The organism is Novosphingobium sediminis, from assembly GCF_007991615.1.
Lineage (GTDB): Bacteria > Pseudomonadota > Alphaproteobacteria > Sphingomonadales > Sphingomonadaceae > Novosphingobium > Novosphingobium sediminis.
In genome coordinates this window covers 39267-62911 of record NZ_BJYR01000005.1, presented here as the reverse complement: position 1 = coordinate 62911, position 23645 = coordinate 39267, and the positions used below count along the sequence as shown (strand labels likewise).

19 protein-coding genes are annotated in these 23645 nt (G+C 64.0%); 10 read left to right on the top strand and 9 right to left on the bottom strand.

The genetic code is table 11. The features are described from left to right. The first annotated feature begins 12 nt into the window (after nucleotides 1-12). Both NSE01_RS03555 and NSE01_RS21645 read left to right on the top strand, forming a co-directional pair. Nucleotides 13-1902 carry an XrtA/PEP-CTERM system amidotransferase gene (locus NSE01_RS03555; RefSeq protein WP_147158255.1) on the top strand — a complete coding sequence of 630 codons (1890 nt, stop codon included), beginning with the start codon at nucleotides 13-15 and terminating at the stop codon, nucleotides 1900-1902. Nucleotides 1903-1994: 92 nt separating this feature from the next. Further along, nucleotides 1995-4244, top strand: coding sequence for an EAL domain-containing protein (locus NSE01_RS21645; protein WP_246135012.1), 2250 nt, complete (start codon nucleotides 1995-1997; stop codon nucleotides 4242-4244). 356 nt (nucleotides 4245-4600) lie between these two features. Here NSE01_RS21645 and zapE read toward each other — a convergent pair whose 3' ends face one another. The 4 genes from zapE to NSE01_RS03530 form a co-directional block, all read right to left on the bottom strand. Beyond that, the gene (zapE, locus tag NSE01_RS03545; RefSeq protein ID WP_147158254.1) at nucleotides 4601-5725 is read right to left on the bottom strand and encodes a cell division protein ZapE; all 1125 of its coding nucleotides are present in this window, start codon (nucleotides 5723-5725) and stop codon (nucleotides 4601-4603) included. Then, entirely contained in the window at nucleotides 5722-6192 is a 471-nt protein-coding gene (locus NSE01_RS03540) for a PaaI family thioesterase (protein ID WP_147158253.1), read from the bottom strand. The genes zapE and NSE01_RS03540 overlap by 4 nt, the downstream gene beginning before the upstream one ends. A gap of 25 nt (nucleotides 6193-6217) precedes the next feature. Further along, nucleotides 6218-7000 carry a succinate dehydrogenase iron-sulfur subunit gene (locus NSE01_RS03535; protein ID WP_147158252.1) on the bottom strand — a complete coding sequence of 261 codons (783 nt, stop codon included), beginning with the start codon at nucleotides 6998-7000 and terminating at the stop codon, nucleotides 6218-6220. Nucleotides 7001-7213: 213 nt separating this feature from the next. Continuing rightward, complete coding sequence (locus tag NSE01_RS03530; protein ID WP_054120896.1) at nucleotides 7214-7396, bottom strand: Flp family type IVb pilin; 183 nt, start codon at nucleotides 7394-7396, stop codon at nucleotides 7214-7216. A gap of 303 nt (nucleotides 7397-7699) precedes the next feature. Here NSE01_RS03530 and NSE01_RS03525 point away from each other — a divergent pair, with 303 nt between their 5' ends. Next, nucleotides 7700-8332 carry a class I SAM-dependent methyltransferase gene (locus NSE01_RS03525; RefSeq protein WP_147158251.1) on the top strand — a complete coding sequence of 211 codons (633 nt, stop codon included), beginning with the start codon at nucleotides 7700-7702 and terminating at the stop codon, nucleotides 8330-8332. Between the two features lie 85 nt (nucleotides 8333-8417). Here the strand turns inward: NSE01_RS03525 and NSE01_RS03520 are convergent, their stop codons facing one another. The 3 genes from NSE01_RS03520 to NSE01_RS03510 all read right to left on the bottom strand — a co-directional run bounded on the left by NSE01_RS03520 (nucleotide 8418) and on the right by NSE01_RS03510 (nucleotide 13444). Further along, the gene (locus NSE01_RS03520) at nucleotides 8418-11234 is read right to left on the bottom strand and encodes an Rne/Rng family ribonuclease (RefSeq protein ID WP_147158250.1); all 2817 of its coding nucleotides are present in this window, start codon (nucleotides 11232-11234) and stop codon (nucleotides 8418-8420) included. A gap of 663 nt (nucleotides 11235-11897) precedes the next feature. Next, the gene (locus NSE01_RS03515) at nucleotides 11898-12836 is read right to left on the bottom strand and encodes a glycoside hydrolase family 75 protein (protein WP_147158249.1); all 939 of its coding nucleotides are present in this window, start codon (nucleotides 12834-12836) and stop codon (nucleotides 11898-11900) included. Between the two features lie 59 nt (nucleotides 12837-12895). Then, nucleotides 12896-13444, bottom strand: a complete 549-nt coding sequence (locus NSE01_RS03510) for a hypothetical protein (protein WP_147158248.1) — start codon at nucleotides 13442-13444, stop codon at nucleotides 12896-12898. Nucleotides 13445-13708: 264 nt separating this feature from the next. Here NSE01_RS03510 and NSE01_RS03505 point away from each other — a divergent pair, with 264 nt between their 5' ends. The 7 genes from NSE01_RS03505 to NSE01_RS03475 all read left to right on the top strand — a co-directional run bounded on the left by NSE01_RS03505 (nucleotide 13709) and on the right by NSE01_RS03475 (nucleotide 21912). Continuing rightward, entirely contained in the window at nucleotides 13709-14593 is an 885-nt protein-coding gene (locus NSE01_RS03505) for an N-acetylmuramoyl-L-alanine amidase family protein (RefSeq protein WP_147158247.1), read from the top strand. A gap of 73 nt (nucleotides 14594-14666) precedes the next feature. Next, the gene (locus NSE01_RS03500) at nucleotides 14667-17195 is read left to right on the top strand and encodes a penicillin-binding protein 1A (RefSeq protein ID WP_147158246.1); all 2529 of its coding nucleotides are present in this window, start codon (nucleotides 14667-14669) and stop codon (nucleotides 17193-17195) included. 68 nt (nucleotides 17196-17263) lie between these two features. Then, nucleotides 17264-17806 carry a peroxiredoxin gene (locus NSE01_RS03495; protein WP_147158245.1) on the top strand — a complete coding sequence of 181 codons (543 nt, stop codon included), beginning with the start codon at nucleotides 17264-17266 and terminating at the stop codon, nucleotides 17804-17806. 98 nt (nucleotides 17807-17904) lie between these two features. After that, nucleotides 17905-19032, top strand: coding sequence for a peptide chain release factor 2 (gene prfB, locus NSE01_RS03490; RefSeq protein WP_147158244.1), 1128 nt, complete (start codon nucleotides 17905-17907; stop codon nucleotides 19030-19032). Then, complete coding sequence (locus NSE01_RS03485; protein ID WP_246135011.1) at nucleotides 19029-19781, top strand: class I SAM-dependent methyltransferase; 753 nt, start codon at nucleotides 19029-19031, stop codon at nucleotides 19779-19781. Before prfB ends, NSE01_RS03485 begins: the two co-directional genes overlap by 4 nt. A gap of 9 nt (nucleotides 19782-19790) precedes the next feature. After that, on the top strand, nucleotides 19791-21200 hold the full coding sequence (locus NSE01_RS03480; RefSeq protein WP_147158243.1) for an NAD(P)H-dependent flavin oxidoreductase: 1410 nt from the start codon (nucleotides 19791-19793) through the stop codon (nucleotides 21198-21200). Then, a complete protein-coding gene (locus NSE01_RS03475; RefSeq protein WP_147158242.1) occupies nucleotides 21193-21912 on the top strand; it encodes an alpha/beta fold hydrolase in 720 nt (239 codons plus the stop codon). Before NSE01_RS03480 ends, NSE01_RS03475 begins: the two co-directional genes overlap by 8 nt. Here the strand turns inward: NSE01_RS03475 and NSE01_RS03470 are convergent. Together NSE01_RS03470 and NSE01_RS03465 are read right to left on the bottom strand one after the other, a co-directional pair. Next, nucleotides 21909-22331: an ester cyclase gene (locus NSE01_RS03470; RefSeq protein ID WP_147158241.1), complete on the bottom strand. Its 423-nt coding sequence runs from the start codon at nucleotides 22329-22331 to the stop codon at nucleotides 21909-21911. The two genes, NSE01_RS03475 and NSE01_RS03470, sit on opposite strands and share 4 nt — an antisense overlap. Before the next feature lies 1 nt (nucleotide 22332). After that, nucleotides 22333-23640 carry an ammonium transporter gene (locus NSE01_RS03465; protein ID WP_147158240.1) on the bottom strand — a complete coding sequence of 436 codons (1308 nt, stop codon included), beginning with the start codon at nucleotides 23638-23640 and terminating at the stop codon, nucleotides 22333-22335. Between the last annotated feature and the right edge of the window lie 5 nt (nucleotides 23641-23645).

Genomic DNA, 23645 nt, shown 5'->3' with positions numbered 1-23645 from the left:
CGCTGCTCCATCATGTGCGGCATTGCCGGAATCTTTCACACCGAGGGCCTGAAGCCCGTCGATCCGGACCGCGTCTCGCGGATGTGCGCGGTTGCCGCGCATCGCGGGCCGGACGGGCAGGGCGTATGGACCGCTCCGGGCGTGGGTCTTGGCCACTTGCGCCTCGCCATCATCGACCTTGCAGGATCACCGCAGCCGATGGCCTCGGCCGATGGCGCGGCGATGCTGGTGTTCAACGGCGAGATCTACAATTTCCGCGAACTTCGCCGCGAACTGCAGGCCGAAGGCGCGACGTTCCGCACCGATGGCGACAGCGAGGTGATCCTCGCCGCATGGCAGAAATGGGGCGTGAACTGCCTGCCGCGGCTTCACGGCATGTTCGCCTTCGCACTCTATGATCTCAGGCAGCGCACGCTGCTGCTGGCGCGCGATCGGCTGGGGGTGAAGCCGCTCCACATGGCGACTCTTGCCGATGGCAGCGTGATCTTCGGCTCCGAGCTCAAGCAACTCCTTGCGCACCCCTCGCTGCGGCGTGAGATCGATCCGCTGGCGGTGGAGGACTACCTTACCTGGGGCTTCGTGCCCGATACGCGCTCGATCCTGAAGGGCGTGGAGAAGCTGCCGGCGGGCCATTACCGCCTGCTGCGCCACGATGCCCCGCCGCCGCCGCCGGTGCAGTGGTGGGATGTCTCGTTCGAGCAGCGCGAGCGGGGGAGCGAGGCCGATCTCGGCGCGCATCTGCTTCATCGCCTGCGCGAGGCGGTCACTTCGCGCATGGTGGCCGACGTGCCGCTCGGCGCGTTCCTTTCGGGCGGGGTGGACAGCTCCAGCGTCGTCGCTCTGATGGCAGAGGCAAGCCGCGAGCCGGTCAAGACCTGCACGATCGGCTTTGACGTGAAGGCGCTCGACGAGACGGAGTATGCGGCGCGGATCGCGGCCCAGTACGGCACCGAGCACCACCAGCGCATCGTCGGTGCGGACGATTTCGCACAAGTCGACAGGCTTGCGGCCGTGTTCGACGAGCCCTTTGCCGATGCCTCCGCCCTGCCGACCTGGCGGGTCTCGCAGCTTGCGCGTGAGCACGTGACGGTGGCGCTTTCGGGCGACGGAGCGGACGAAGCCTTTGCCGGATATCGCCGTCAGACGTTCCAGCACCGCGAAGAACAGGCGCGCGCCTTCCTGCCTTCAGCCCTGCGGCGGCCACTGCTGGGCGGGCTGGGGGCGGTCTATCCCAAGCTCGATTGGGCACCGCGCCCCTTGCGCGCCAAGACGACGCTGCTGAGCCTCGCCGGGAGCGGGGAGGAGGGCTACGCGCGGGCGCTGGCGGTGACCGGGCCGGAGCTGCGCAGCGCGCTCTATTCGGACGATTTCCGTCGCCTGCGCGGTGATTATCGCGCGGAGCAGCCCTTTATTGAGTTGATGCGCGGCGCCCCGGCGCGCAGCGGGCTGGACCGGGCGCAATATGCGGACCTCAAGTTCTACCTGCCGGGCGACATCCTCACCAAGGTCGACCGCACAAGCATGGCCGTCAGCCTCGAAGCGCGCGAACCGCTGCTCGATCACCGCCTCATCGAATTCGGTGCGCGCCTGCCGGAACGGGTGCGTGTGCGCGGGCGGACGGGCAAGTGGCTGATGAAGACGGCGATGCGGCGTTATCTGCCCGAAGATATCCTGTTCCGCCCGAAGATGGGCTTTGTCACGCCGATCGCTGCATGGCTGCGTGGACCGCTTGCGGGAGAGGCGCGTCAGGTGGTGTCCGGCGGCACCCTCGCGCGGACTGGATGGTTCGATACCGCCCGCCTTTCTGCTCTCACCGAGGCGCATATCGCCGGGACGAGCGATCATAGCCGGCTGATCTGGCAATTGCTGATGCTGGACCGCAGCCTTGCCCTGCTAGGCTGATCGGACCCTGCGGTCAGTCTATATTAACCAGAGTAAGGGGTTCTAAAGGATTGCGTTCTAGAGCTTGGATCACCTCTGGAAAGCGGTAGTCCATGCGCAGGATACTCCGATCGACGATCGGAAAGACTTTGGTGATAGTACTGGCGCTCTGGTGGTTCGGCCTGAGCGATGCGGTTGACCATGGCTACTGGAATCTGCGCTTCAAGATGGTCGGGAATCCGGCTCCGCGCGATATCGTGGTCATGTCGCTGGACGACCTCAGGGAGTATGGAAACGCCGAAGAAGCATCCATCCTGCTCCGCGTAAGGCGTATGATGCCGCGCGAGGTCCTGTTCGACGCCAAGGTCAAGACTGGTGCGGATCGGGACGCTGATGCGGCGCTGGCGTCGGCCGTCAGGTCCTTCGGCGATGAATTGACCTTTGTCGTTCGCTCCGAGAAACTGGACAACTTCCCGGCAAATGCCTTCCGCTTTCCCCCCGCCGATATCGCGGGCAACGCGCGCATCGCCGTATCGGCCTGGAACACGAATTTCCTGACCAATGCCGTCTCCACGCCGACCTCGCTGTCGATCAACGGCACCGATTACACGACCGTCAGCGCCTATCTGGCGCATGCCACAAAGGCGCGCCGGGGTACGATCTACCCCGACTTTTCGATCGATCCGCTGACGATCCGGACAATTTCGGCGAGGGACCTTCTCGAAGGCAGGGTCGCGCCAGATGCCATCTCCGGCCGCACCTTGATCATCTCCGCGCAAGGGTCGGCGCCGATTGCAGGCTACTTTGGCCGCACGGTGACGTCGCAGGTTCCGCTGGACATCGCCGGCGCCGCTGCCCTGCGCAAGCCGTTCTCGGTCAACCTTACCGATCTGCCCCTGCTGATGCTGACGCTGGCTGCGCTGGTGCTCATCGGGCGGATGGGGCGCTACCGACTCAAGATTCCTGCCTACACGGCTTTGGTTGCCGCGGTGCTGGTCCTTCCGGCAATGCTGAGGGACTACGGCATCGTCAGCAGTCCGGATGTTTCGATCTGCGTGCTGATCCTGTTTGGCGGCTTGCGCCTCTGGCACAAGCGCACTCGGCGGATTCAGCACACCAATGTTTCCGGCCTGCCCAACTTGCTGGCCTTTTCGACCACCGAAATCGGCGTTGGCCGGGACGTGGTCGTCGCGGTGATTGCGCGCTTCGAGGAGATGCTCGCAACGCTCCCAGCCAACCTGCACGGCGAATTTGCGCGGCAGATCGCGCGCCGCATCGCAGCTGGCACAGGGTCCGAGGACATCTATCAGGGCGATAGCGGGCATTTCGTGTGGAGCGAGGAAGCCCGGCCGCTGGAAACCCAGAACAGCCATCTCGAAGGGCTCCGCGCACTGTTCTCTGCGCCGCTGCAGATCGGCCATCATACCTTCGATACGAATATCCACTTCGGGCTCGATCGAAACGAGGGCCTCGATACGCTGACCCGGGTCAATTCGGCGCTGGTGAGCGCGAACGAAGCTCTTGCCAATGGCCGTGTCGTGGAACTCTTCGAGGCGCACCGCCTTGCCGAAGCGCCATGGGAGCTCTCGCTCCATGCGCGGATCGACGAGGGCCTGCGCAATGGCGACATCTGGCTGGCGTTCCAGCCGCAGTGGCGTTTTCGCGACCAGCGCATCTATGGTGCCGAAGCGCTGATTCGCTGGAACCATCCCACGCGCGGGCCGATCTCTCCTGATGCCTTCATCCTCCAGGCCGAGCGCGCGGGCCGCATCGATGCGCTGACCTACTGGGTGCTCGAGGAAGCGATCACTGCGGCGCTGATCGTGAACGCGATGGGTGAGCGCTTCCAGATGAGCGTGAATCTTTCGGCGCAAATGGTCGACAAGGCTGACCTCGTCGCGCGGTTTACCGAGATCGTCACACGCCGCGGCTTCGAGCCGTCGCTGCTGACGATCGAGATCACCGAGACCTCGAGCGTGCGCAACCGCCCGGCTGCGTGCCATAACCTGACTTTGCTGCGCGGGATGGGATTCCGCCTGTCCATCGACGATTTCGGCACTGGCGAAGCGAGCCTTACCTACCTGGCCGATCTGCCGAGCGATGAGCTCAAGCTCGACCGGCGCTTCGTCTCGCGGATCGTATCGAACCCGCGCGAGCGAGCCATTGTCAGCAATACGATCATGCTTGCCCACGCCTTGGGGCAGGAAGTCGTGGCGGAGGGAATCGAGGACGCGGCGACCTTCGGCCTGCTGCACGAACTGGGCTGCGACTCGGGGCAGGGCTACTACCTTGGACGCCCGCAGCCCTTTGCTTCATTCCGCACGGTTTACGAGGAGAGCCTGCAAAAGCGGCGTTCGCAGTAATCTTAAACTCTTGTTAACCATGAATGCACATGGTAAACGAGCTTCATCCAACCGTGATGGAGCGCACCATGTGGAATATCCTTAACTACATCTTCAAGCCCAAGGCCTGATCACCTCAATCCAGCAAAGCCCAAGTCGATAAGCTTGGGCTTTTGTTGTTTTCAAGGTGCGCATACGGAGCGTTGAGCTCCTGAAACGCCCGTAAATGCGGGCATTTTGAGAGGGCTGGTTGCGATGTCGTCGCATCCGGCCCACTTGATTCTTGGGCCTTGCGTTTGGCTGCAAGCAACCCGTTCAGGCACGCGCGATCCACGCCGGAGGCGCTCGGCCGCCTCTCCCGAATCAGCGATTCGTGGTTAATTGCTCTCTTCGCCGTGACCGAGCGCGAGGTAGTCGCGGCTCTGCATCTCGATCAGACGGCTGACTGTCCGCTCGAACTCGAACCGGCCATCCCCTGCAGGGTAAAGCTCCGCCGGCTCGGCATCGGCTGTCGCGATCAGGTTGACCTTGTGCTCGTACAGCGCGTCGATCAGCGTGACGAAGCGCGCCGCCTCGTTGCGTTGGTCCGGCCCGAGGCGCGGAATGCCGACAACGATCACCGTGTGGTAGTTGCGCGCAATTGCGAGGTAGTCGGCCGCGCCGCGCGCTTCACCGCAAAGGCGCTTGAAGCTGAATACCGCGACGCCCTTGAGGCTTTTGGGCACATGCAGCACGCGCCCTCCGCCCAGATCGAGCGCGCCCGTGGGCACGTGCAGGCTATCTTCCGGCGGGTAGTCGGTCATGCGGAAGAAGGCCTCGCGCACCGCCGCAGTTGCCTCGGGCCCGTTCGGCACGTGCCAGGTGCCCACACCTTGCATGCGCACCATGCGGTAGTCGGTCGGGCCGTTGAGCGCGACCACATCGAGCCGGTTCTCGATCAGCGCGATGAAGGGAAGGAAGTGCTCGCGGTTGAGGCCGTCCTTGTAGAGCTGGTTCGGCGCGCGGTTTGATGTGGTGACGACAGTGACGCCGAGATCCGCGATCAGCGCGGTGAACAGGCGGCCCATGATCATGGCGTCGGCGCTGTTGTTCACCACCATCTCGTCGAAGGCAAGCACGCGCGCTTCTGCAGCAATCGCGGCGGCGACAGGCGGGATCGGATCGCCACGCTCCTTCTGGCGCTCCACGCGCAGCCGCGCATGGACGTCGAGCATGAACTCATGGAAATGTGCCCGGCGCTTGGGGCCTGCTTCCAGCGTATCGTGGAACAGGTCCATCAGCATTGACTTGCCGCGCCCGACGCCGCCCCACATGTAGAGGCCGCGGGGAGGGGCAGGGGGCTTGCTGCCGAGCAGGCGGCCGACGAGGCCGGGCTTTGGAGCAGGGCGCTCCAGTTCGCGCTGGAGCGCGTCAAGGCGGGCAGCGGCTGCGGCCTGCTCGGGATCGGGTTTCAGTTCGCCCGCCGCGACCAGCGCGGCATAGCGTTCCGCGAGGCCGCTCATCGCGATGAGGGCTTGCGCACGGTTCCGTTGAAGGCGGCGACGAGGTGGTCTTCCTGCACCACCGTACCGCGCAGGAACAGCAGGCGCCGCGTCTCGCGCAGGACTTCCACCACGGCGTCCAGCGGCTTGCCCACGATACCGGCGCCGATGAACTGGGTGGACAGATCAAGCGTGACCGATCCTGCGGCATCGCCATCGATGGCGTGGCGCATGCAGGCAAACAGCGACACGTCGATCAGCGAGAGCGTAATGCCGCCGTGGACGGCATCGAGCAGATTGCTGTGCCGCCGCTCCGGAAACATCCGCAGCCGCACGGCGGGCGCGCCGCCGGGAAGATCCTCGCGGCGCACCAGCAAGCGGCCCATGACATAGGCATTGAACCGGTCCTGATCCGTCAGATCCCAGGTGTACCAGCCCGGATGCTCCTCGGACGGGCCATAGGTGAAGGCGCCATTGTTCACCTGCATGTCGGACTGCGGCACGACGAACCGATCAGATCGAACGTTCGACCTGCATCTTCTTGATCTCGGCGATCGCGCGCGCCGGCGAGAGCCCCTTGGGGCAGACGTTGGCGCAGTTCATGATCGTGTGGCAGCGATAGAGGCGGAAGGGATCTTCCAGTTCGTCAAGCCGCTCGCCGGTCATTTCGTCGCGGCTGTCTGCCAGCCAGCGATAGGCCTGGAGCAGGATGGCCGGGCCGAGGAACTTGTCGGAGTTCCACCAATAGCTCGGGCACGAGGTGGAGCAGCATGCGCACAGGATGCACTCGTATAGCCCGTCGAGCTTTTCACGCTGTTCGGGGCTCTGCAGGCGCTCCTTGCCCGAGGGGGTCGGCGACACGGTCTGCAACCAGGGGCGAATCGAGGCGTACTGCGCGTAGAAGTGGGTGAAATCGGGGACGAGGTCCTTGATCACTTCCATGTGCGGCAGCGGCGTGATGCGGATCTCGCCCTTGAGATCCGAAATCGCGGTGGTGCAGGCGAGGCCGTTGCGGCCATTGAGGTTCATCGCGCAGGAGCCGCAGATACCTTCACGGCACGAGCGGCGGAAGGTGAGCGTCGGGTCCTGCTCGCCCTTCATCTTGATGAGGGCGTCGAGCACCATCGGGCCGCACTGGTCGAGATCGATCTCGAACGTATCGTAACGCGGGTTCTCTCCGCTGTCCGGATCGTAGCGATAGACCTTGAACTTCTGGATCCGCCCCTGGGTTGCCGCCGGGAAATGCCGCGACTTGCCATTGACCTTGGAATTCTTCGGAAGCGTGAAGGTCGCCATCGAGCCGTCCTTGCTGATCTCGTTCTAAAATATGGAAGATCAGTCCTTAGCGAAACCGTGGCGGCGAGCAAGGGGGCAGGGGAGCTTGTTGGCCTACCCAAGGTGACAGGTCGTGCGGGCAGGTGCCGCTTTGCCCCATGAGGGGTGCAGAAAAACGAAAGGGGCGGGGAACTTTCGTTCCCCGCCCCCGAACGTTTCGCTTGCGCGAAGCTCTTAGAGCTTGCCGTCCGAAGCGTTGTTCATCTGGGTCGAAACCAGGTTGAACGTGTTCGACAGCGAGTTGCCCAGCGCGCCCATGGCGGTGATGGCGGCAACAGCGATCAGAGCGGCGATCAGACCGTATTCGATTGCGGTCGCGCCTTCTTCGTTAGCGAGCAGGTTCTTGAAAAGCGTCATGTTCGATCTCCTGAGTTGGCGCCCCACGCGCCACTCACCCCTCGTGTCTTCCGTGGTGAGCAAGGCCTTATCTACGCACAATCTTCTAACAATCCCCTAACGCCCTGAACGCTCCTCGGGCCGCGGCTCAAAAAATTTAGGATATTAAACAAAGGGATAATCTCTCATTTGGAATCTTGTTAGACGCGTGGAGAAACAATCTGGCAAAGATTCGACTCATGAAATCGTGTACGTCGGGCGCTTGTAGGGCTGCGTCCGGGCGTGCAAGAACAGCGATAGTCTGTACGGGAGAGGGCACGGATAATGGGTTTGAAAGCATTCTGGGACCGGCACATGGTGCCGCGCCTGATCCGCACGTGCTGCGGCGCACCTGGGATCATGGACTTGCGCGCGCAAGTTGTCCCCAAGGCGCGCGGCGCGGTGTTCGAGATTGGTTGCGGTGGCGGCTACAACCAACAATTCTACGATACCGCCGCAGTGACCTCGTTTGCCGGAATCGATCCGTCAGAGAAGCTGCTCGATTTCGCGCGAAGTGAAGCGGCGAAAAAGGGCTGGGCTGCGGACATCCGGCACGGCGTGGGGGAGGCGATTCCCTTTGCTAGCGAGAGTTTCGACACCGTGGTCTGCACCTACACGCTGTGTTCGGTGAGTGATCCGCACCGCGTGCTTTCCGAAATGCGACGCATACTAAAGCCGGGCGGGCAGTTCCTGTTTCTCGAGCACGGCAGTGCGCCGGATGAGGATGTGCAGCGCTGGCAGCAGCGCATCGAGCCATTTTGGAAACCGATCGCCGGAGGCTGCCACTTGACGCGGCCGATCGCCGCAGCCGTGCGGCATGCCGGTTTCGATGTTTCGCCGATGGGACAGGGCTATCTCGCTGGCACGCCGCGCTGGGCAGCATGGATGGAATGGGGCGCCGCAACCCGCGTCGCCTGAGCCTCGGCTCTTCAGATAGCAAAAGGGCCTCCCCGGCTGATGCGCTGGGGAGGCCCTTTCTGATTGGAGGTCCCGTCAGTGCCGATCAGGCACCGAAGGTCCGCTGCCACCAGCCGCGACGCGGCTCGCTCGGCGTTTCATCTGCGGGAGTTGCTTCGGGCGCAGCTTCGGCCACCGCTTCCGGGGCAGCGACTTCCGCCGGAGCTTCTGCAGCGGGCGCCTCGGCTTCGACAGTGTCGCTCTTCTTGCGGCGCGTACGCTTCGGCTTGGCCGGGGCTTCCGCTTCCGGTTCAGCCACAGGTGCTTCTGCTACGATTTCGGCTGCGGGCGCCTCAGCTTCTGCCGTATCGGCTTTCTTGCGGCGGGTGCGCTTGGGCTTTGCCGGGGCCTCTGCTTCGGCTTCCAAGGCAGCGGGTTCCGCTACTTCCTCAGCCGCTGCGGCTTCAGGCGTGGCTGCCTCGGCCCCTGCTGTATCGGCTTCAGCCGAATCGGCCTTCTTCCGGCGGCTGCGACGCGGCTTGACCGGGGCGTCCTCGGCAGCTGCTTCAGGAGCAGCGGCGTCGGCAGTTTCCACGACCTGATCGGCTTCGTCAGCTTCGGATTCCGAATCGGTGGTCTCGGCTTCACCACTCTGCGCATCGCCGTCACCACGGCCACCGCGACGGCGGCGGCTACGGCGGCGGCGCTTGCGCGGACCGCGATCTTCGCCGCGCTCGTCCCCACGGTCGTCAGGGCGTTCGCTGCCTTCGCCGCGCTCGCCGTCCTCACCGTCATCATCATCGCCTTCGGCATCGCCATCAGCGGAAGCAGGCTGCGGGTTATCGCCGCCATCCCTCTCGCTGCCATCCCGGTCGCGGCCACGGCCCCGGCGGCGCTTGCGGCGCTTGCGACGGCCGCCTTCGCCATCACCTTCGTCACGGTCGGCGCCGCGATCCCGGCGTTCGCCACGCGGCTCGTCCTGATCTTCGGCTTCTTCCTCATCGGCGAAATCGTCTTCCTCGATCACGTCCTCTTCAGGCTCGATGATCGGTTCGAAGCGCGGCACGAACGAAGGCTTGGGCCCGCGCGAGGCGACGCGCATCTTCGCGCCTTCATTCTCGCCTTCCGGGATCACCTCGACCGACACGCCGTAGCGCATTTCGATCTCGGCGAGATCGGCGCGCTTGGCATTGAGCACGTAGATCGCCGCTTCCTGGCTGGCATAGAGCGTGATGATCGTGCCCTTGCCCTTGGCGGCTTCGTCCTCGATCATGCGCAGAGCCGAGAGACCTGCCGAGGATGCAGTGCGGACAAGGCCCGAACCATCGCAGTGTGGGCAGGCGCGCGTGGTGGCTTCAAGCACGCCGGTGCGCAGGCGCTGGCGGCTCATTTCCATGAGGCCGAAGCCCGAGATGCGGCCGACCTGGATGCGCGCGCGATCGTTGCGCAGCGCGTCCTTCATGGCCTTCTCGACCTTGCGGACGTTCGAGCCGTATTCCATGTCGATGAAGTCGATTACGACAAGTCCGGCCATGTCGCGCAGGCGCAACTGGCGGGCGATTTCGCGCGCGGCTTCAAGGTTGGTGGCGACCGCGGTCTGCTCGATGCCGTGTTCCTTGGTCGAACGGCCCGAGTTGATGTCGATCGAGACGAGCGCCTCGGTCGGGTTGATCACGAGGTAGCCGCCGCTCTTCAACTGGACGACCGGATCATACATCGCGGTGAGCTGGTCTTCGGCGCCGTAGCGCTGGAACAGCGGCACCGGATCGACATACTGCCGCACACGCTTGGCGTGGCTGGGCATCAGGAGCTTCATGAAGTCCTTGGCAGCGCGGTAGCCGTGCTCGCCCTCGACGACGACTTCCTCGATGTCACGATTGTAGATGTCGCGAATCGCGCGCTTGATGAGGTCGCTGTCCGAATGGATCAGCGCGGGCGCGGAGGACTTGAGCGTGCGCTCGCGGATCTCGTCCCACAGGCGGGCAAGGTAATCGAAATCGCGCTTGATCTCGGGCTTCGTGCGCTGAAGGCCGGCGGTGCGCACGATGCAGCTCATCGTGCGGGGCAGTTCCAGCTCCGCCATGATCGACTTGAGGCGCTTGCGGTCAGCGGCCGAGTTGATCTTGCGGCTGATGCCGCCGCCATGGCTCGAATTCGGCATGAGCACGCAGTAGCGGCCTGCAAGGCTGAGGTAGGTGGTAAGGGCGGCGCCCTTGTTCCCGCGCTCTTCCTTCACGACCTGAACGAGCAGCACCTGACGGCGCTGGATGACGTCCTGGATCTTGTAGCGGCGGCGCAGCGCCATACGGCGGGCGCGCAGATCGTCGGCCTCTCGCGCCTGGGCGCGGGGAGCGCGCTGGCGGCGAGGGCGGCGCGAGCGTCCGTCGCTTTCTTCACCCTGCTCTTCGCCGGCTTCTTCGCCGCTCTCGTCGGCGCCTTCGTCCTCGAAACCGTTTTCGACGACGCCGCCTTCGATCGTGGCGACTTCGTCCTTCTCCGAGGTATCGACTTCGGTGACGCCTTCATCGCCGTCGTAGTCAAAGCGGTCGTCGCCGCCGTCCCCCTGATCGTCAAACTCGTCGAGATCGCCTTCTTCAGCCTCGTCAGCGGCGCGCAGCGCGGCTTCTTCCTCGGCATGCGCGGCTTCTTCGGCAAGGAGCGCCTCGCGGTCTTCCTTGGGGATCTGATAGTAGTCCGGATGGATCTCGCTGAAGGCGAGGAACCCATGGCGATTGCCGCCGAAATCGACGAACGCCGCCTGCAGCGACGGTTCGACGCGGGTTACCTTTGCAAGATATATGTTACCCTTGATCTGCTTGTGATCGGCAGATTCAAAATCGAACTCTTCAATCCGGTTGCCATTGAGCACCGCCACCCGGGTTTCTTCCTGGTGGCGCGCATCGATCAGCATGCGCGTTGTCATTATAAAGTCTCCAGCCGCGCGGCCTCGGGCGTGAACCCGGGTTCTGGGCGCGGTTCAATGTGAAAGCGCGAGTGCCATAAAGGCCGGGCCCGGTTGCAACCGGGTCGGCTTGGAGGCGTTTCGCGAATGCGGATTTGCCGGTTCGGAGCGCATGAAAGGCCGCTTTTGCGTGTCCGTTGCGCTCGCCGCTCGGCGGCGGTTGGTGCGTGTCTGCCCCGAGGATGGTTCGTGGCGACTGGCACGAACCGGTGCACGCCAAGCCCGCACGGGCCCCTGCGGGGCTCCTCGGCTCGAACGTTGCACGGCTTTCCATCAAGACATCAACCTCTGGCGCGAGAGAGGCCGGAAAACGACCGGAATGCTCACTCGCCTGTACTTTAGGATTGAACCGAAAAACCGTGCCAGAGCAACGCCTTGTCCCGATAATCTGCGATGCGCGCGAGGGCATTGCAGCAAAGTCCGGGGGCGGAGCTGAGGCCGATCGGGCTCATTCCAGATTGGCACTGCTAGCACTGGATTTGCCAACCAGCAATTAAAACCATGACGGGATGGTTGCGGGCGGACGCCTGAGATTTTGCCGCGTCAGCCGATGGCATGTTTGGCGGTTTCGCTCACAGCAAGGCGCCGGCAACAGAACTACATCGCCGCGGGACGCACAGTGGTTCAGTTCGCCTTGTAGACCGCAGCGCAAGCCTTGAGGCGCTCCACACCACCCCACGCTTCGAGCAGCGCCGCACCATCGGCGTCGATCCGGTCCTGCGCGAGATAGGGATCGCTGGATTTGCGGCTTTTGGGAAAGACCAGCATGTAGGTTTTGCCGACAGTCCAGCCCATTCCGGCGTAGGGTGGCATGCCTCTGATTTCCCGGTAGTTGGCGGGCGGGGACTGCTTGCCGAGCAATTTGCCGGCAAGGGCAATCGAAATCTCGCCAAGTTCCTTTGGCGGCCCTTTGTCGCCCACCACGGCGAAGCGCACAAGCTGCTGGTTGCCGGAGAGAACGGCCACCAGATCCCCAACGTCGGCCCCGCGAACGTCAAATTGCGTCGGCGGCGCGTTCTTTCCCTGCTTTGGGAGCACGATTGCCGATGTGGCAAGCGCATCGACATAGTTGTCGATTTCGCAGCTATCGAAGGCTCCAGCCTTGTGCAGCGATGTGGCGGATACGAGGTAGCCATTCACCTCGGGGCAGGGCTTCCCGTTCTTGAAGGGAATAATGGACGACGAAATCTTGGTTTTCGTCAGCAGGTCTGCCGGCCACCCTTTCGCCTTTGCCTCCTGAGTAAGTTCGCGGCGGGTGCGAAGCTGCGGTTCGGTCGTCAGCGTTGCGCACCCGTCCGACATCGCATTGCAAAGATTGTTCAAAGCCTTGGTCGTGCCCCAGAAGTCGTCGACACTGTAGGAGCGCCGCGTTCCATCGGTGTTGACGTTCATGCGGTCTGCAAAAAGCAGCGCCGACCGGGCATTGTCCTGCCACACAGCGATGGATGATGAGCCTTTGTTGTCCGCCTGCTTGAACGCTGGCTTCATGCCGCAGTCCGCAGCTTGAAGAGCTTGCGCCGGAAGCGCCATGACCAGCAGACCTGCGAGAAATTTTGCGTTCATCGTGAAATCCCGTCTTGCGAATTGTCGAAGCGCTGGCCGTGGATCGGGCCTCGATTGGATCAGGGGTCGCCCACGATCACGGCCGTTGCCTGCGGAATCGAGAAGCCGTCATCGTGGGGAAAGTTGGCGCCGAGGAAGCTGCGCATATTGTCGATCATGGCGATCACTCTTGCGCGGCTGCCGGGGAAGGAAATGGGCTCCGAAGCATCGGGCAGGATCTTGCACAAGTTGATGCATCCCACCGATGCGAGGAAGCCGATACCCCGGTGAATCAGGATTTCGCTGCGATGGCCGGTCTTCAACAGTTCGACGCCCGGCCGTCGCAAAGCGGTGTGATTGGGGTTGGGATTGTAATGAATGGTCGCGTACTTGCCGCCATTCTGCGTGGCGAGCGGGTAGGTGCCAGACAAGATACGCACACCTTTAGTTGTATTTGAACTCGGGCCTTGCGATTCAGCCGTCGTGCCCGAAAGTCCCTGAACTGGAACGCCATTGTTGAAAACCTGATAGCTTCCAACGGTTCGGGTCCGAGGTCTTGTGCCTTGTGCTCTCGACTGAATCGAGTGGCGTTCGATCAATATTTCCCACCCATTACCAGATATCGGCATGGCTGTTTACTCCCCCACGAGTCGTTTAACTCAGAGGATAATATACCGTTATCGCTGTGCAATCGCATTTTAATATTCGATCTGTTAACCGTCGATATTATTCCGAAATACAATTCTGTGCGCCTTGGTGTCGGAATCGTGATCGATGGCGAAAGCGCGAATGCGTGGTCGCCGCTATCGGGCGGGCGCGAAGCCTGCGTTGAAACACCGCTCCGCCAATTCGCGCTGGACCGTCGCGCCCCCTGCAATGCATAGCCGCAGGCGATGAAGAGAAGGGTCCTGATCGGGGTGGTGTTGGGGGTGCCGCTGGCTGCGCTGACGGCTGCCGCGATCCTGTTTGCGTTTGCGTATGTCGCGCCCGCACGGGTTCCTGATACCGTGATCCGCATTGCCTTGCCTTCGCGCACGGGGCAGATCGGCTTGCCCAAGGTCGAAGGCCCAGCAGACGCCAGCCGGCCTCTTGTTGTAATCGACGCCGGGCATGGCGGGCACGATCCCGGTGCGAGCGGATTGCGCGGCGAACGCGAAAAGATGATTACCCTGTCGCTCGCTCTGGCGCTGCGCGATGCGCTTCTTGCGGATGGGCGTGTCCGCGTTGCGCTGACGCGGGACGGCGACCGTTTTCTGGCGCTGGAAGAACGCTCGGGGATCGCCCAGCGGCTCAAGGCTGATCTGTTTGTATCAATCCACGCCGATGCCTCTGAATCGCCCGATGCCACGGGAGCGACGGTCTACACGCTTTCTGACCGCGGCTCCGACGCCCTTGCCGATTCTGTCGCGCGGCGGGAAAACAAGGCCGACACCGTGAACGGCGTCGAGCTTGGCGGAAAGTCCGATGCGGTCACGGCCATTCTGGTGAGCCTGTCGCAGCGCGAGATGCGCGAACGCTCGAAGGCCTTCGCCGCGCTGGTGCTGCGCGAGGGGGAGGGCAAGGTGCGCTTCCATACCGATCCTGATCGCGAAGCGGCATTCGTGGTGCTGAAATCGCTCGACCTGCCCTCCGCCTTGATCGAGGCGGGCTACATCAGCTCTCCGAACGACGCGAGCGCGCTGGGCAATGCGGGGTGGCGCAAGGGGTTTGCGGCCTCGGTGGCTTCGGCGATCGAGATCTATCTCGCGCGGACGACTGTTGCGCCTGCGGTTCCGTGAGCGGTGAGTGGTCCCGCTTGTTGTTCGCGCCCACTGGCAATCGGGCAAAAGGCCATGCTAAGGCCCGACGCAGATGGCGAATGATCCTGACCTTCCCGGTTCCGACGGCACTTCGGTGCGCTGGCGTATCCAGCGTGACGCGGCGGGACTGCTGATCCGGGCGCGCGACTTGTGGCGCGGCAACATCTGGGTTCGGCGAGCGGGCTATGCGCTGGCCGTGCTGGTGCTGCTCTATGCGATCCTGTGGGTCACGGTGATCCGCACGCTGCCCTCTGCAGACAAGCTGCTCACCTATCAGCCGCCGCTGCCGACGATGGTGCGCGGCAACGATGGCGAGATCGTATCGAGCTATGCCCGTGAGCGGCGGGTGCAGCTGCGCTATGTCGATTTTCCCGAGCCGCTGATCCACGCGTTCCTCTCGGCGGAAGACAAGTCGTTCTTCAGCCACGGCGGGGTGGACTTCACCGGCCTGATCGGCGCGATGGTCGATTACACAATGAAGTTCGGATCGGGCGAACGCGCGCGCGGCGGTTCGACGATTACCCAGCAGGTCGCCAAGAACATCCTGATTGGCAACGAATATTCGGTGACGCGCAAGCTCAAGGAAATGATCCTCGCGCGGCGCATCGAGAGCGTGCTGACCAAGCAGCAGATTCTCGAGCTCTACCTAAACGAGATTCCGCTGGGGCGGCAGAGCTTCGGCGTGCAGGCAGCCTCGCGCGCCTATTTCGACAAGGATGTCGGCGATCTCAAGCTGCATGAGGTCGCGTTCCTCGCGATCCTGCCCAAGGCGCCGGAAACGTATGGCCGCGCCAAGTTTGCCGAGAAAGCGCTGGAGCGGCGCGCCTATGTGCTCGACCAGATGGTCAAGAACGGATGGGCCACGCCGGCCGAGGCAGCCGAGGCCAAGGCGCAGCCGCTGGGTTTGGTGCAGCGCCGCGCTGAAAATTACACGGCGGATGCGGGCTACTTCCTTGAGGAAGTGCGGCGTCAGCTGATCGACAAGTTCGGCGAGAATGCCGAGGATGGCCCGAACAGCGTCTATGCCGGCGGCCTGTGGGTGCGCACCTCGCTCGATACCGAGTTGCAGACCGCGGCGCAGAATGCGCTGCGCGCGGGCCTCGTGCGGTTCAGCGGCGGGCGGGCTTGGAGCGGACCGATCGCCAGGATCGACGCTTCCGGCAATTGGCAGTCCGAACTCATCACGAGCAACCTTTCCATCCGCTATCAGGACTGGCGCATCGGCGTGGTGCTGGATCGGCGCGGGAACGACGGGCGGATCGGGTTTGCCGATGGCAGCACCGGGCCGCTCTGGGCGATGCCGCAGGCGATGAAGGCGGGTGACGTGATCGCGGCAGCGCCCTCGGGCGGCGGCTGGTCAGTGCGGGTGGTTCCGGAAGTCTCGGGCGGCATGGTGGTGGAGGACCCGCAGAGCGGCCGCGTGCTCGCTATGCAGGGCGGCTTTGATGCGCGCCTTGGCTCGTTCAACCGCGCGACGCAGGCGGTGCGTCAGCCGGGTTCGACGATCAAACCATTTGTCTACGCAACCGCGCTCGACAACGGGATGACGCCGGCCTCGATGGTGCTCGACGGCACGTTCTGCGTCTATCAGGGCGCAGCGCTGGGGCAGAAGTGCTTCAGGAACTTCGGCAACGAAGGCGGCTCGGGCAGCCACACGATGCGCTGGGGCCTCGAGCAATCGCGCAACCTGATGACCGTGCGCATCGCCAACGATGTCGGCATGGACAAGGTTGTGCGTACAATCAAGAGCGTGGGCGTCGGCGATTACCAGCCCTATCTCTCGATGGCGCTGGGCGCGGGCGACACGACCGCCGCGAAAATAGCCAATGCCTATGCCGCGCTCGCCAATCATGGCCGTCAGCATGAGCAGACTTTAGTCGATTACGTGCAGAACCGTGATGGCAAGGTGATCTGGAAGGCTGACAACCGCGACTGCAGCGGTTGCAACATGGCGCAGTGGGACGGCAGTCCCATGCCGCGGATGAAGCCAACGGGCAGGCAGGTGCTCGATCCGCGCACCGCCTATCAGGTGGTGCACATGCTGGAAGGCGTGGTCGTGCGCGGCACCGCGCTGACGCTTGCCGATCTCCACCTGCCGCTGTTCGGCAAGACCGGCACGACCTCCGGCCCGACCAACGTTTGGTTCGCCGGTGGTTCGCCAGATATCGTTGGCGCGCTCTACCTCGGCTATGACCAGCCGCGCAGCCTTGGCGGCTATGCCCAGGGCGGACGGATCGCAGCGCCGATCTTCAAGGACTTCATCCTCCAGACCCGTAAGCGCTGGAGCGACACGCCTTTCACCGTGCCGGAAGGTATCCGCATGGTGAAGATCGACCGGGTGAGCGGGCGGCAGGTGTTTGGCGGGACGCCGGATGACGACGTTCGTCGGGCCTCGGTGATCTGGGAAGCGTTCAAGCCCAACAGCGAGCCGACGCGCACATTCCGACCGGAAGACCAGACGCTGAAGGATGCGGTGCTCGAGGCGATCCGCAAGGCCCGCGCGGCAAAGGGCGATGCCGGCGGCGATGACGTGCCGGTCGAGGAAGGCGATTTTGTCGAGGACAAGGGCGGGATCTACTAGGGGCGGCGGCGGCGCCCTTCACCAATTGCCGGTTCCCGCTCCGCATTGTTGCTGATAGGCTTCGATCCATGATCAAGCATGTTTTGGCCGCTACCGCGGCGCTCGCCCTCCTTGTCCCCGCCGCTGCGAATGCGGAACTCGCGCAAGGCACCGCCGCGCCGGACTTCACCACGATGGGCGCGCTGGCCGGCAAGCAGATGAAGGTAAACCTCAAGGAATTGCTGAAGAAGGGGCCGGTGGTGCTCTACTTCTACCCCAAGGCGTTCACTTCGGGCTGCACGATGGAAGCGCACGCCTTTGCCGAAGCGACGGCGGATTTCGCCAAGGCCGGCGCTACCGTGCTCGGCATGTCGAACGATGATCTGCCCACCCTGCAGAAGTTCTCCACCGCCGAATGCCGTGACAAGTTCGCGGTGGCCACTGCCACCAAGGACGTGATCAAGGCCTATGACGTGTCGCTCAAGGTTGCGGGCATCTCGAGCGGGCTGACCAAGCGGACGAGCTATGTGATTTCGAAGACCGGCAAGATCGTGCTGGTTCATTCGGATATGGACTACAAGGATCACGTCAAGCTGACGCTGGAAGCGGTCCAGAAGCTCAAGAAGGGCTAAGCGCGGGCCGGAACTGGCCTCCGGAGCCCTTACGCCCTTTACAAGGCGCGCCGCTTCGCTAAGCGGCTGGGCTCCCGCAATCTGGAGTAAAAACCGTCATGCGTGCCGAAGGGCAGGCCCATATTGACCGCATCGAGGCTGCGCTGCGCCTTGTGCGCAAGTTCCTCGACTGGGACCGTGCAGTCCGCCGCCTCGACGAGCTCAATGCGCGGGTCGAGGATCCGAAGCTGTGGGATGATCCCAAGCAGGCCGAAGTGGTGATGCGCGAGCGCCGCAGGCTTGAAGCGTCGATCGGCACGGTGAACGAGATCAGCCGCGAAATGGCCGATGCTGTCGAGTTCATCGAGCTTGGCGAGATGGAAGGCGATGACGCGACCGTCGCGGAAGGGCTTGCGAGCCTTGCCGCGCTGGCTGAGCGGGCGGATGCGGACAAGGTCCAGGCGCTGCTTGCGGGCGAGGCAGACGGGTACAACGCGTTCCTCGAAGTCCATGCCGGCGCGGGCGGTACGGAGAGCCAGGACTGGGCCGAAATGCTCCAGCGCATGTATACGCGCTGGGCCGAGCGGCACGGGTTCAAGGTCGACCTGCTGGACTATCACGCTGGTGAAGCCGCCGGCATCAAGAGCGCGACGCTGCTGATCAAGGGCGAGAACGCCTATGGCTATGCCAAGACCGAGAGCGGCGTTCACCGGCTCGTGCGGATCAGCCCCTATGACAGCTCGGCACGGCGGCACACCTCGTTCAGTTCGGTGTGGGTCTACCCCGAGATCGACGACAACATCGAGATCGAGATCAACCCGGCCGACCTCAAGATCGATACCTACCGCGCCTCGGGTGCGGGCGGGCAGCACGTCAATACGACCGACTCGGCCGTGCGCATCACCCACGTGCCTTCGGGCATCATCGTGGCGAGCCAGATCGACCGCAGCCAGCACAAGAACCGCGCGACCGCGATGGGGATGCTGAAGGCGCGGCTCTATGAAGCCGAACTCGCCAAGCGAGAAGCAGCGGCGAGCGGCGAGTATGCCGCCAAGACCGAAATCGGCTGGGGCCACCAGATCCGTTCCTATGTGCTGCAGCCCTATCAGCAGGTGAAGGACCTGCGCACAGGCGTGGTCAGCACCAATCCGACCGACGTGCTCGATGGCGCGCTCGATCCGTTCATGGCCGCCGCGCTTGCGCAGCGGGTGACGGGCGAGAAGGTGACGGTGGAAGACGACGATTGACACGGCTTGCGGCCATTTCGGCCGGGCTGATGGTGCTCTCGGCCTGCCACGCGGCAGATGCCGGAGACGCTGATCGCGCCCCGCAGAACCGCGCGTTTCCGCGCGCGGATCGCCTGGTGGCGAAAGTCGTGTCGACACAGTGGTCGAACGAGGAATTGCGCGACAGGCAGGGCGAAGCGCAAAGCGTGATGGACGATGCCGAAGTGGCCCCTGGCATGACGGTCGCGGACATCGGTGCAGGTGAGGGCTATTACACGGTGCGCCTGGCGGCACGCGTCGGCGAAAAGGGCCGCGTGCTGGCGCAGGACATCGATAAAGGCGCGCTGGGGCGCCTTGGCGCGCGGATCGAGCGCGAGCAGCTGACGACAGTATCGATCAAGCAGGGCGCGCCAGACGATCCCGGTCTGCCGGTGCGCAGCTTCGACCGGGTGTTCATGATTCACATGTACCACGAGATCGCCGAGCCCTATCCCTTCCTGTGGCGGCTGTGGCCCGCACTGAAGCCGGGCGGGGCGGTCATCGTGGTTGATGCAGACCGGCCTACCGACCAGCACGGTACGCCGCCTGCGCTCCTTTTTTGCGAATTCGAGACAGCGGGCTTTCGCTTGTCTGCGTTTCGCCGTAAGCCGGATGTATCAGGCTATTATGCTCAGTTTGTACCCGCGGGCAGCGGGCCGCCTGAGCCGAGCCGGATGCGATCGTGCCATGCTGGTGCCAAGGGCGCCGATGGCAAGGTTGGGGGTGTCTAAGGGAAGATGATGTCTGCGTTCAAGGGTTTGAGTCCGATCCGCTATGGTGGCCGCGAAGTGTGGCCGCTCATCGAGGGTGGGAAGGGTGTTGCTGCAACCAATCACATGAGCTCGGGCGCCTGGGCCGCCGCGGGCGGCATTGGCACGGTTAGTGCGGTCAACGCGGATAGCTACGATCCAACCGGCAAGATCATCCCGCAAGTCTATACCCAGCTGACGCGCCGGGAACGCCATGAACAGCTGATCCGCTACGGCATCGATGGCGCGGTCGAGCAGGTGCGGCGCGCCTATGAACTGGCGAGCGGCAAGGGCGCGATCAACATCAACGTGCTGTGGGAAATGGGCGGCGCGCAGCCGATCCTCGAGGGCGTGCTGGAAAAGACCCGCGGCCTCGTGGCAGGCGTGACCTGCGGCGCGGGCATGCCCTACAAGCTGGCGGAAATCGCCGCGCGCTATGCGGTGAACTACTTGCCGATCGTTTCCTCCGGCCGCGCTTTTCGCGCGCTGTGGAAGCGGGCTTATCACAAGGTGCCCGAACTGCTCGGCGCGGTGGTCTATGAAGATCCGTGGCTGGCAGGCGGCCACAACGGCCTGTCAAATGCCGAGGACCCCAAGAAGCCGGAAGATCCGTACCCGCGTGTGAAAGTGCTGCGCGATGTGATGCGGGCCGAAGGTGTGCCGGATTCGGTGCCGATCGTGATGGCTGGCGGGGTCTGGTTTCTGCGTGAATGGGACAACTGGATCGACAATCCCGAGCTTGGCAGCATTGCCTTCCAGTTCGGCACACGGCCGCTCTTGACGCAGGAAAGCCCGATCCCGCAGGCTTGGAAGGACCACCTGCGCACGTTGGAGCCGGGCGACGTGCTGCTTCACCGTTTCTCGCCGACGGGCTTCTATTCCTCGGCCGTCCGCAACCCGTTCCTGCGCGCGCTCGAAGCCCGCAGCGAGCGACAGATTCCCTACTCCAAGGTCTCGGCGGGCGAGCACACCGTGCAGCTCGACGTGGGCGTGAAGGGCAAGAATTTCTGGGTGACGCCGGCGGATCGCGACCGTGCACGCACGTGGTACGGTGCGGGCTTTACCCATGCTCTGCGCACGCCGGACGATACGATCGTTTTCGTGACTACGGCGGAGCGCGGGGAAATCCAGCAGGACCAGAAGGACTGCATGGGCTGCCTCTCGCACTGCGGGTTCTCCTCGTGGAAGGACCACGACGACTACACGACCGGACGCCTCGCCGATCCGCGCAGCTTCTGCATTCAGAAGACCTTGCAAGACATCGCGCATGGCGGGCCGATTGACGAGAACCTGATGTTTGCCGGACACGCGGCCTATCGGTTCAAGCAGGACCCGTTTTATTCCAACAACTTCACGCCCACCGTGAAGCAGCTGGTTGACCGCATCCTGACCGGTGACTGAAGGCGTGGCGGCAGAGGCGAAGCCAGTTTCGGCAAAAGCGCCGCCGCGCTGGCGCTGGGCGCTCGAATTCCTCGCTTTGCCCAAGATCCACGCGGCGCCATTGCGCCCGCCGGTCGCGGTCGCCCCGTTTGGCCGTGGGCGCCCGGTCATCGTCGTTCCGGGGCTGCTTTCCTCGGATCGTGCGACTGCGCTGCTGCGCCATTCGCTGGAAAAGGCCGGGTTCGTGGTCGAAGGCTGGGGGCAGGGTGTCAACACCGGCGCCCAACCCGCCAAGATCGCGCGGCTGGAAGAGCAAGTCTGCGAACTGGCGGAGCGAGCGGGTGAGCCGGTCGTGCTGATCGGCTGGAGCCTCGGCGGCATGTTTGCGCGCGTTCTGGCGCAGCGCCATCCCGAAGCGTGCCGACTGGTAATGACGCTGGGTTCGCCGTTTTCCGGTGACCGCCGGGCGAACAACGCCTGGCGCGTCTATGAGGCGCTCAACGATCACAAGGTGGACGCCGTGCCGTTCCCTGAGGATCCGGCGGTGAAGCCGTCCGTGCGCACGATTGCGGTGTGGTCGAAGCGCGACGGCATTGTCGCACCGCGCAGCGCTTCGGGTGAGGCAGGGCAGGCCGACCGGGTGGTGGAAGTGCCCTGCAAGCACTTCGAAATGGCAAGCTCCAGCGGCGCGGTGCGCAGAGTGTTGGAACTGCTGCGCGAGGAGCTGGGTTAACCCCGGTTAGCCTGCAACTGCTGAAAAACGCCGAGGCGGTCGGCAATCTGCCAGTGACCGGTCAGGCGGTCAGCCTCATCGAACCCATAGGCGGTCGCACCGGACATTCGGATGATCTTGCCGGTGGCGGGAAAGCCGGGAAAATCGCCGAGGTGCGTCGCTTCCCAGGTCCATGTCATGATCACCGCATCTGTGTCTTCCGCCATCCGCAGCACGGTGAAGCGCTGGTCCGGGAAGGGGGCCCGCGACTGGATCAGGCGTTCAGCAAAGCCCGCAGGGTCTAGCGTGCGGCCTTCCCACGGGTCGCCGGGATCGTGGTGGATCGTATAGGCCGGGGCGAGATAGGCCTCGACGGCCGTAGCCTCGCCCTGATTCCAGACCTGCTCGATAAACGCAGCGAGGCGGGCCTTGCGGCCCACGTTACTCGAACTCCCAAGCGCGTTCGCCGTGGCTGGTAAGGTCGAGGCCCTCGCGCTCTTCGTCCTCGGTCACGCGCATCGGGATGACCATGGCGACGGCAAGAGCACAGATCACGGTGCCGAGCGCGCTCCATGCGGCGACCACGCCGACACCGGCAGCCTGCGCGAAGAGCTGGCGGGTAAGGCCCATGCCCGCGTTATACCCGATTCCGCCGAGCGAGGGTTCGAGAAACACTGCCAGCAGCAGCGAACCGACAATGCCGCCCATGCCGTGAACGGCGAAGACATCGAGCGAATCGTCGATGATCAGCCGGCGCTTGACCAGCAGGATCATCGGATAACACACCGCCGCTGCGGCGAGCCCGAAGAGGATGGCCGCGCCCGGAGCGATATAGCCGGCAGCCGGGGTGACGGTGGCGAGACCGGCCACCGCGCCGGTGGCAAAGCCCACCGAGGTGGGCTTGCCGATGCTGATCTTTTCGATCGCGAGCCAGGCCAACGCGGCGGCGCAAGCTGCAGCGTGGGTGTTGATGATGGCGGAGGCCGCGTCATCGGTCGCGGTCAGCGAGGAGCCGCCGTTGAAGCCGAACCAGCCGACCCACAGCATGGCTGCGCCGATCATGGTGAGCGCTGGCGAATGCGGCAGCATCTGCATGCGCGGAAAGCCGGTGCGCTTGCCGAGGAGCAGCGCAGCGGCCAGCGCGGAAACGCCCGCGGTGGTGTGGACGACGATGCCGCCGGCAAAGTCCATCGTGCCGAGCCGTGATGCCAGCCAGCCGCCGCCCCAAATCCAGTGTGCAACCGGGGCATAGACGATGAGGCCCCACAGCGCGCAGAACGCGACGACCCAGCCGAACCGGGCGCGATCGACCCATGCGCCGACCATCAGTGCAGGCGTGATCGCAGCGAACATCATCTGGAACAGCGCGAAACCGCTTTCGGGAATGAGCGTGCCTTCGCGGACATTGCCGAGCTGGCCCAGCATCCACGCCGAACCGCCGCCAAGCCAGCCGCTCGAAACCGGGCCGAACGCGAGCGTGTAGCCCACCACGATCCACAACAGCGAACTGATTGCGGCAATCGCGCCGACCTGGATCGCGACGGCGAGGAAGCCTTTCGCGCGGACGAGGCCGCCGTAAAACAGCGTGAGGCCGGGAAGTGTCATCAGCAGAACGAGCGCCGAGGAGGCGAGCAGCCATGCAGTATCACCGCTATCGGCCGCATCGACGGCTTCCGCGGCTTGTGCGTGGCCAAGCGCGGGCAGCGCGAGCGCGGCGGCGGCAAGAGCCACCGCGAAGACCTTCTTCATTGACT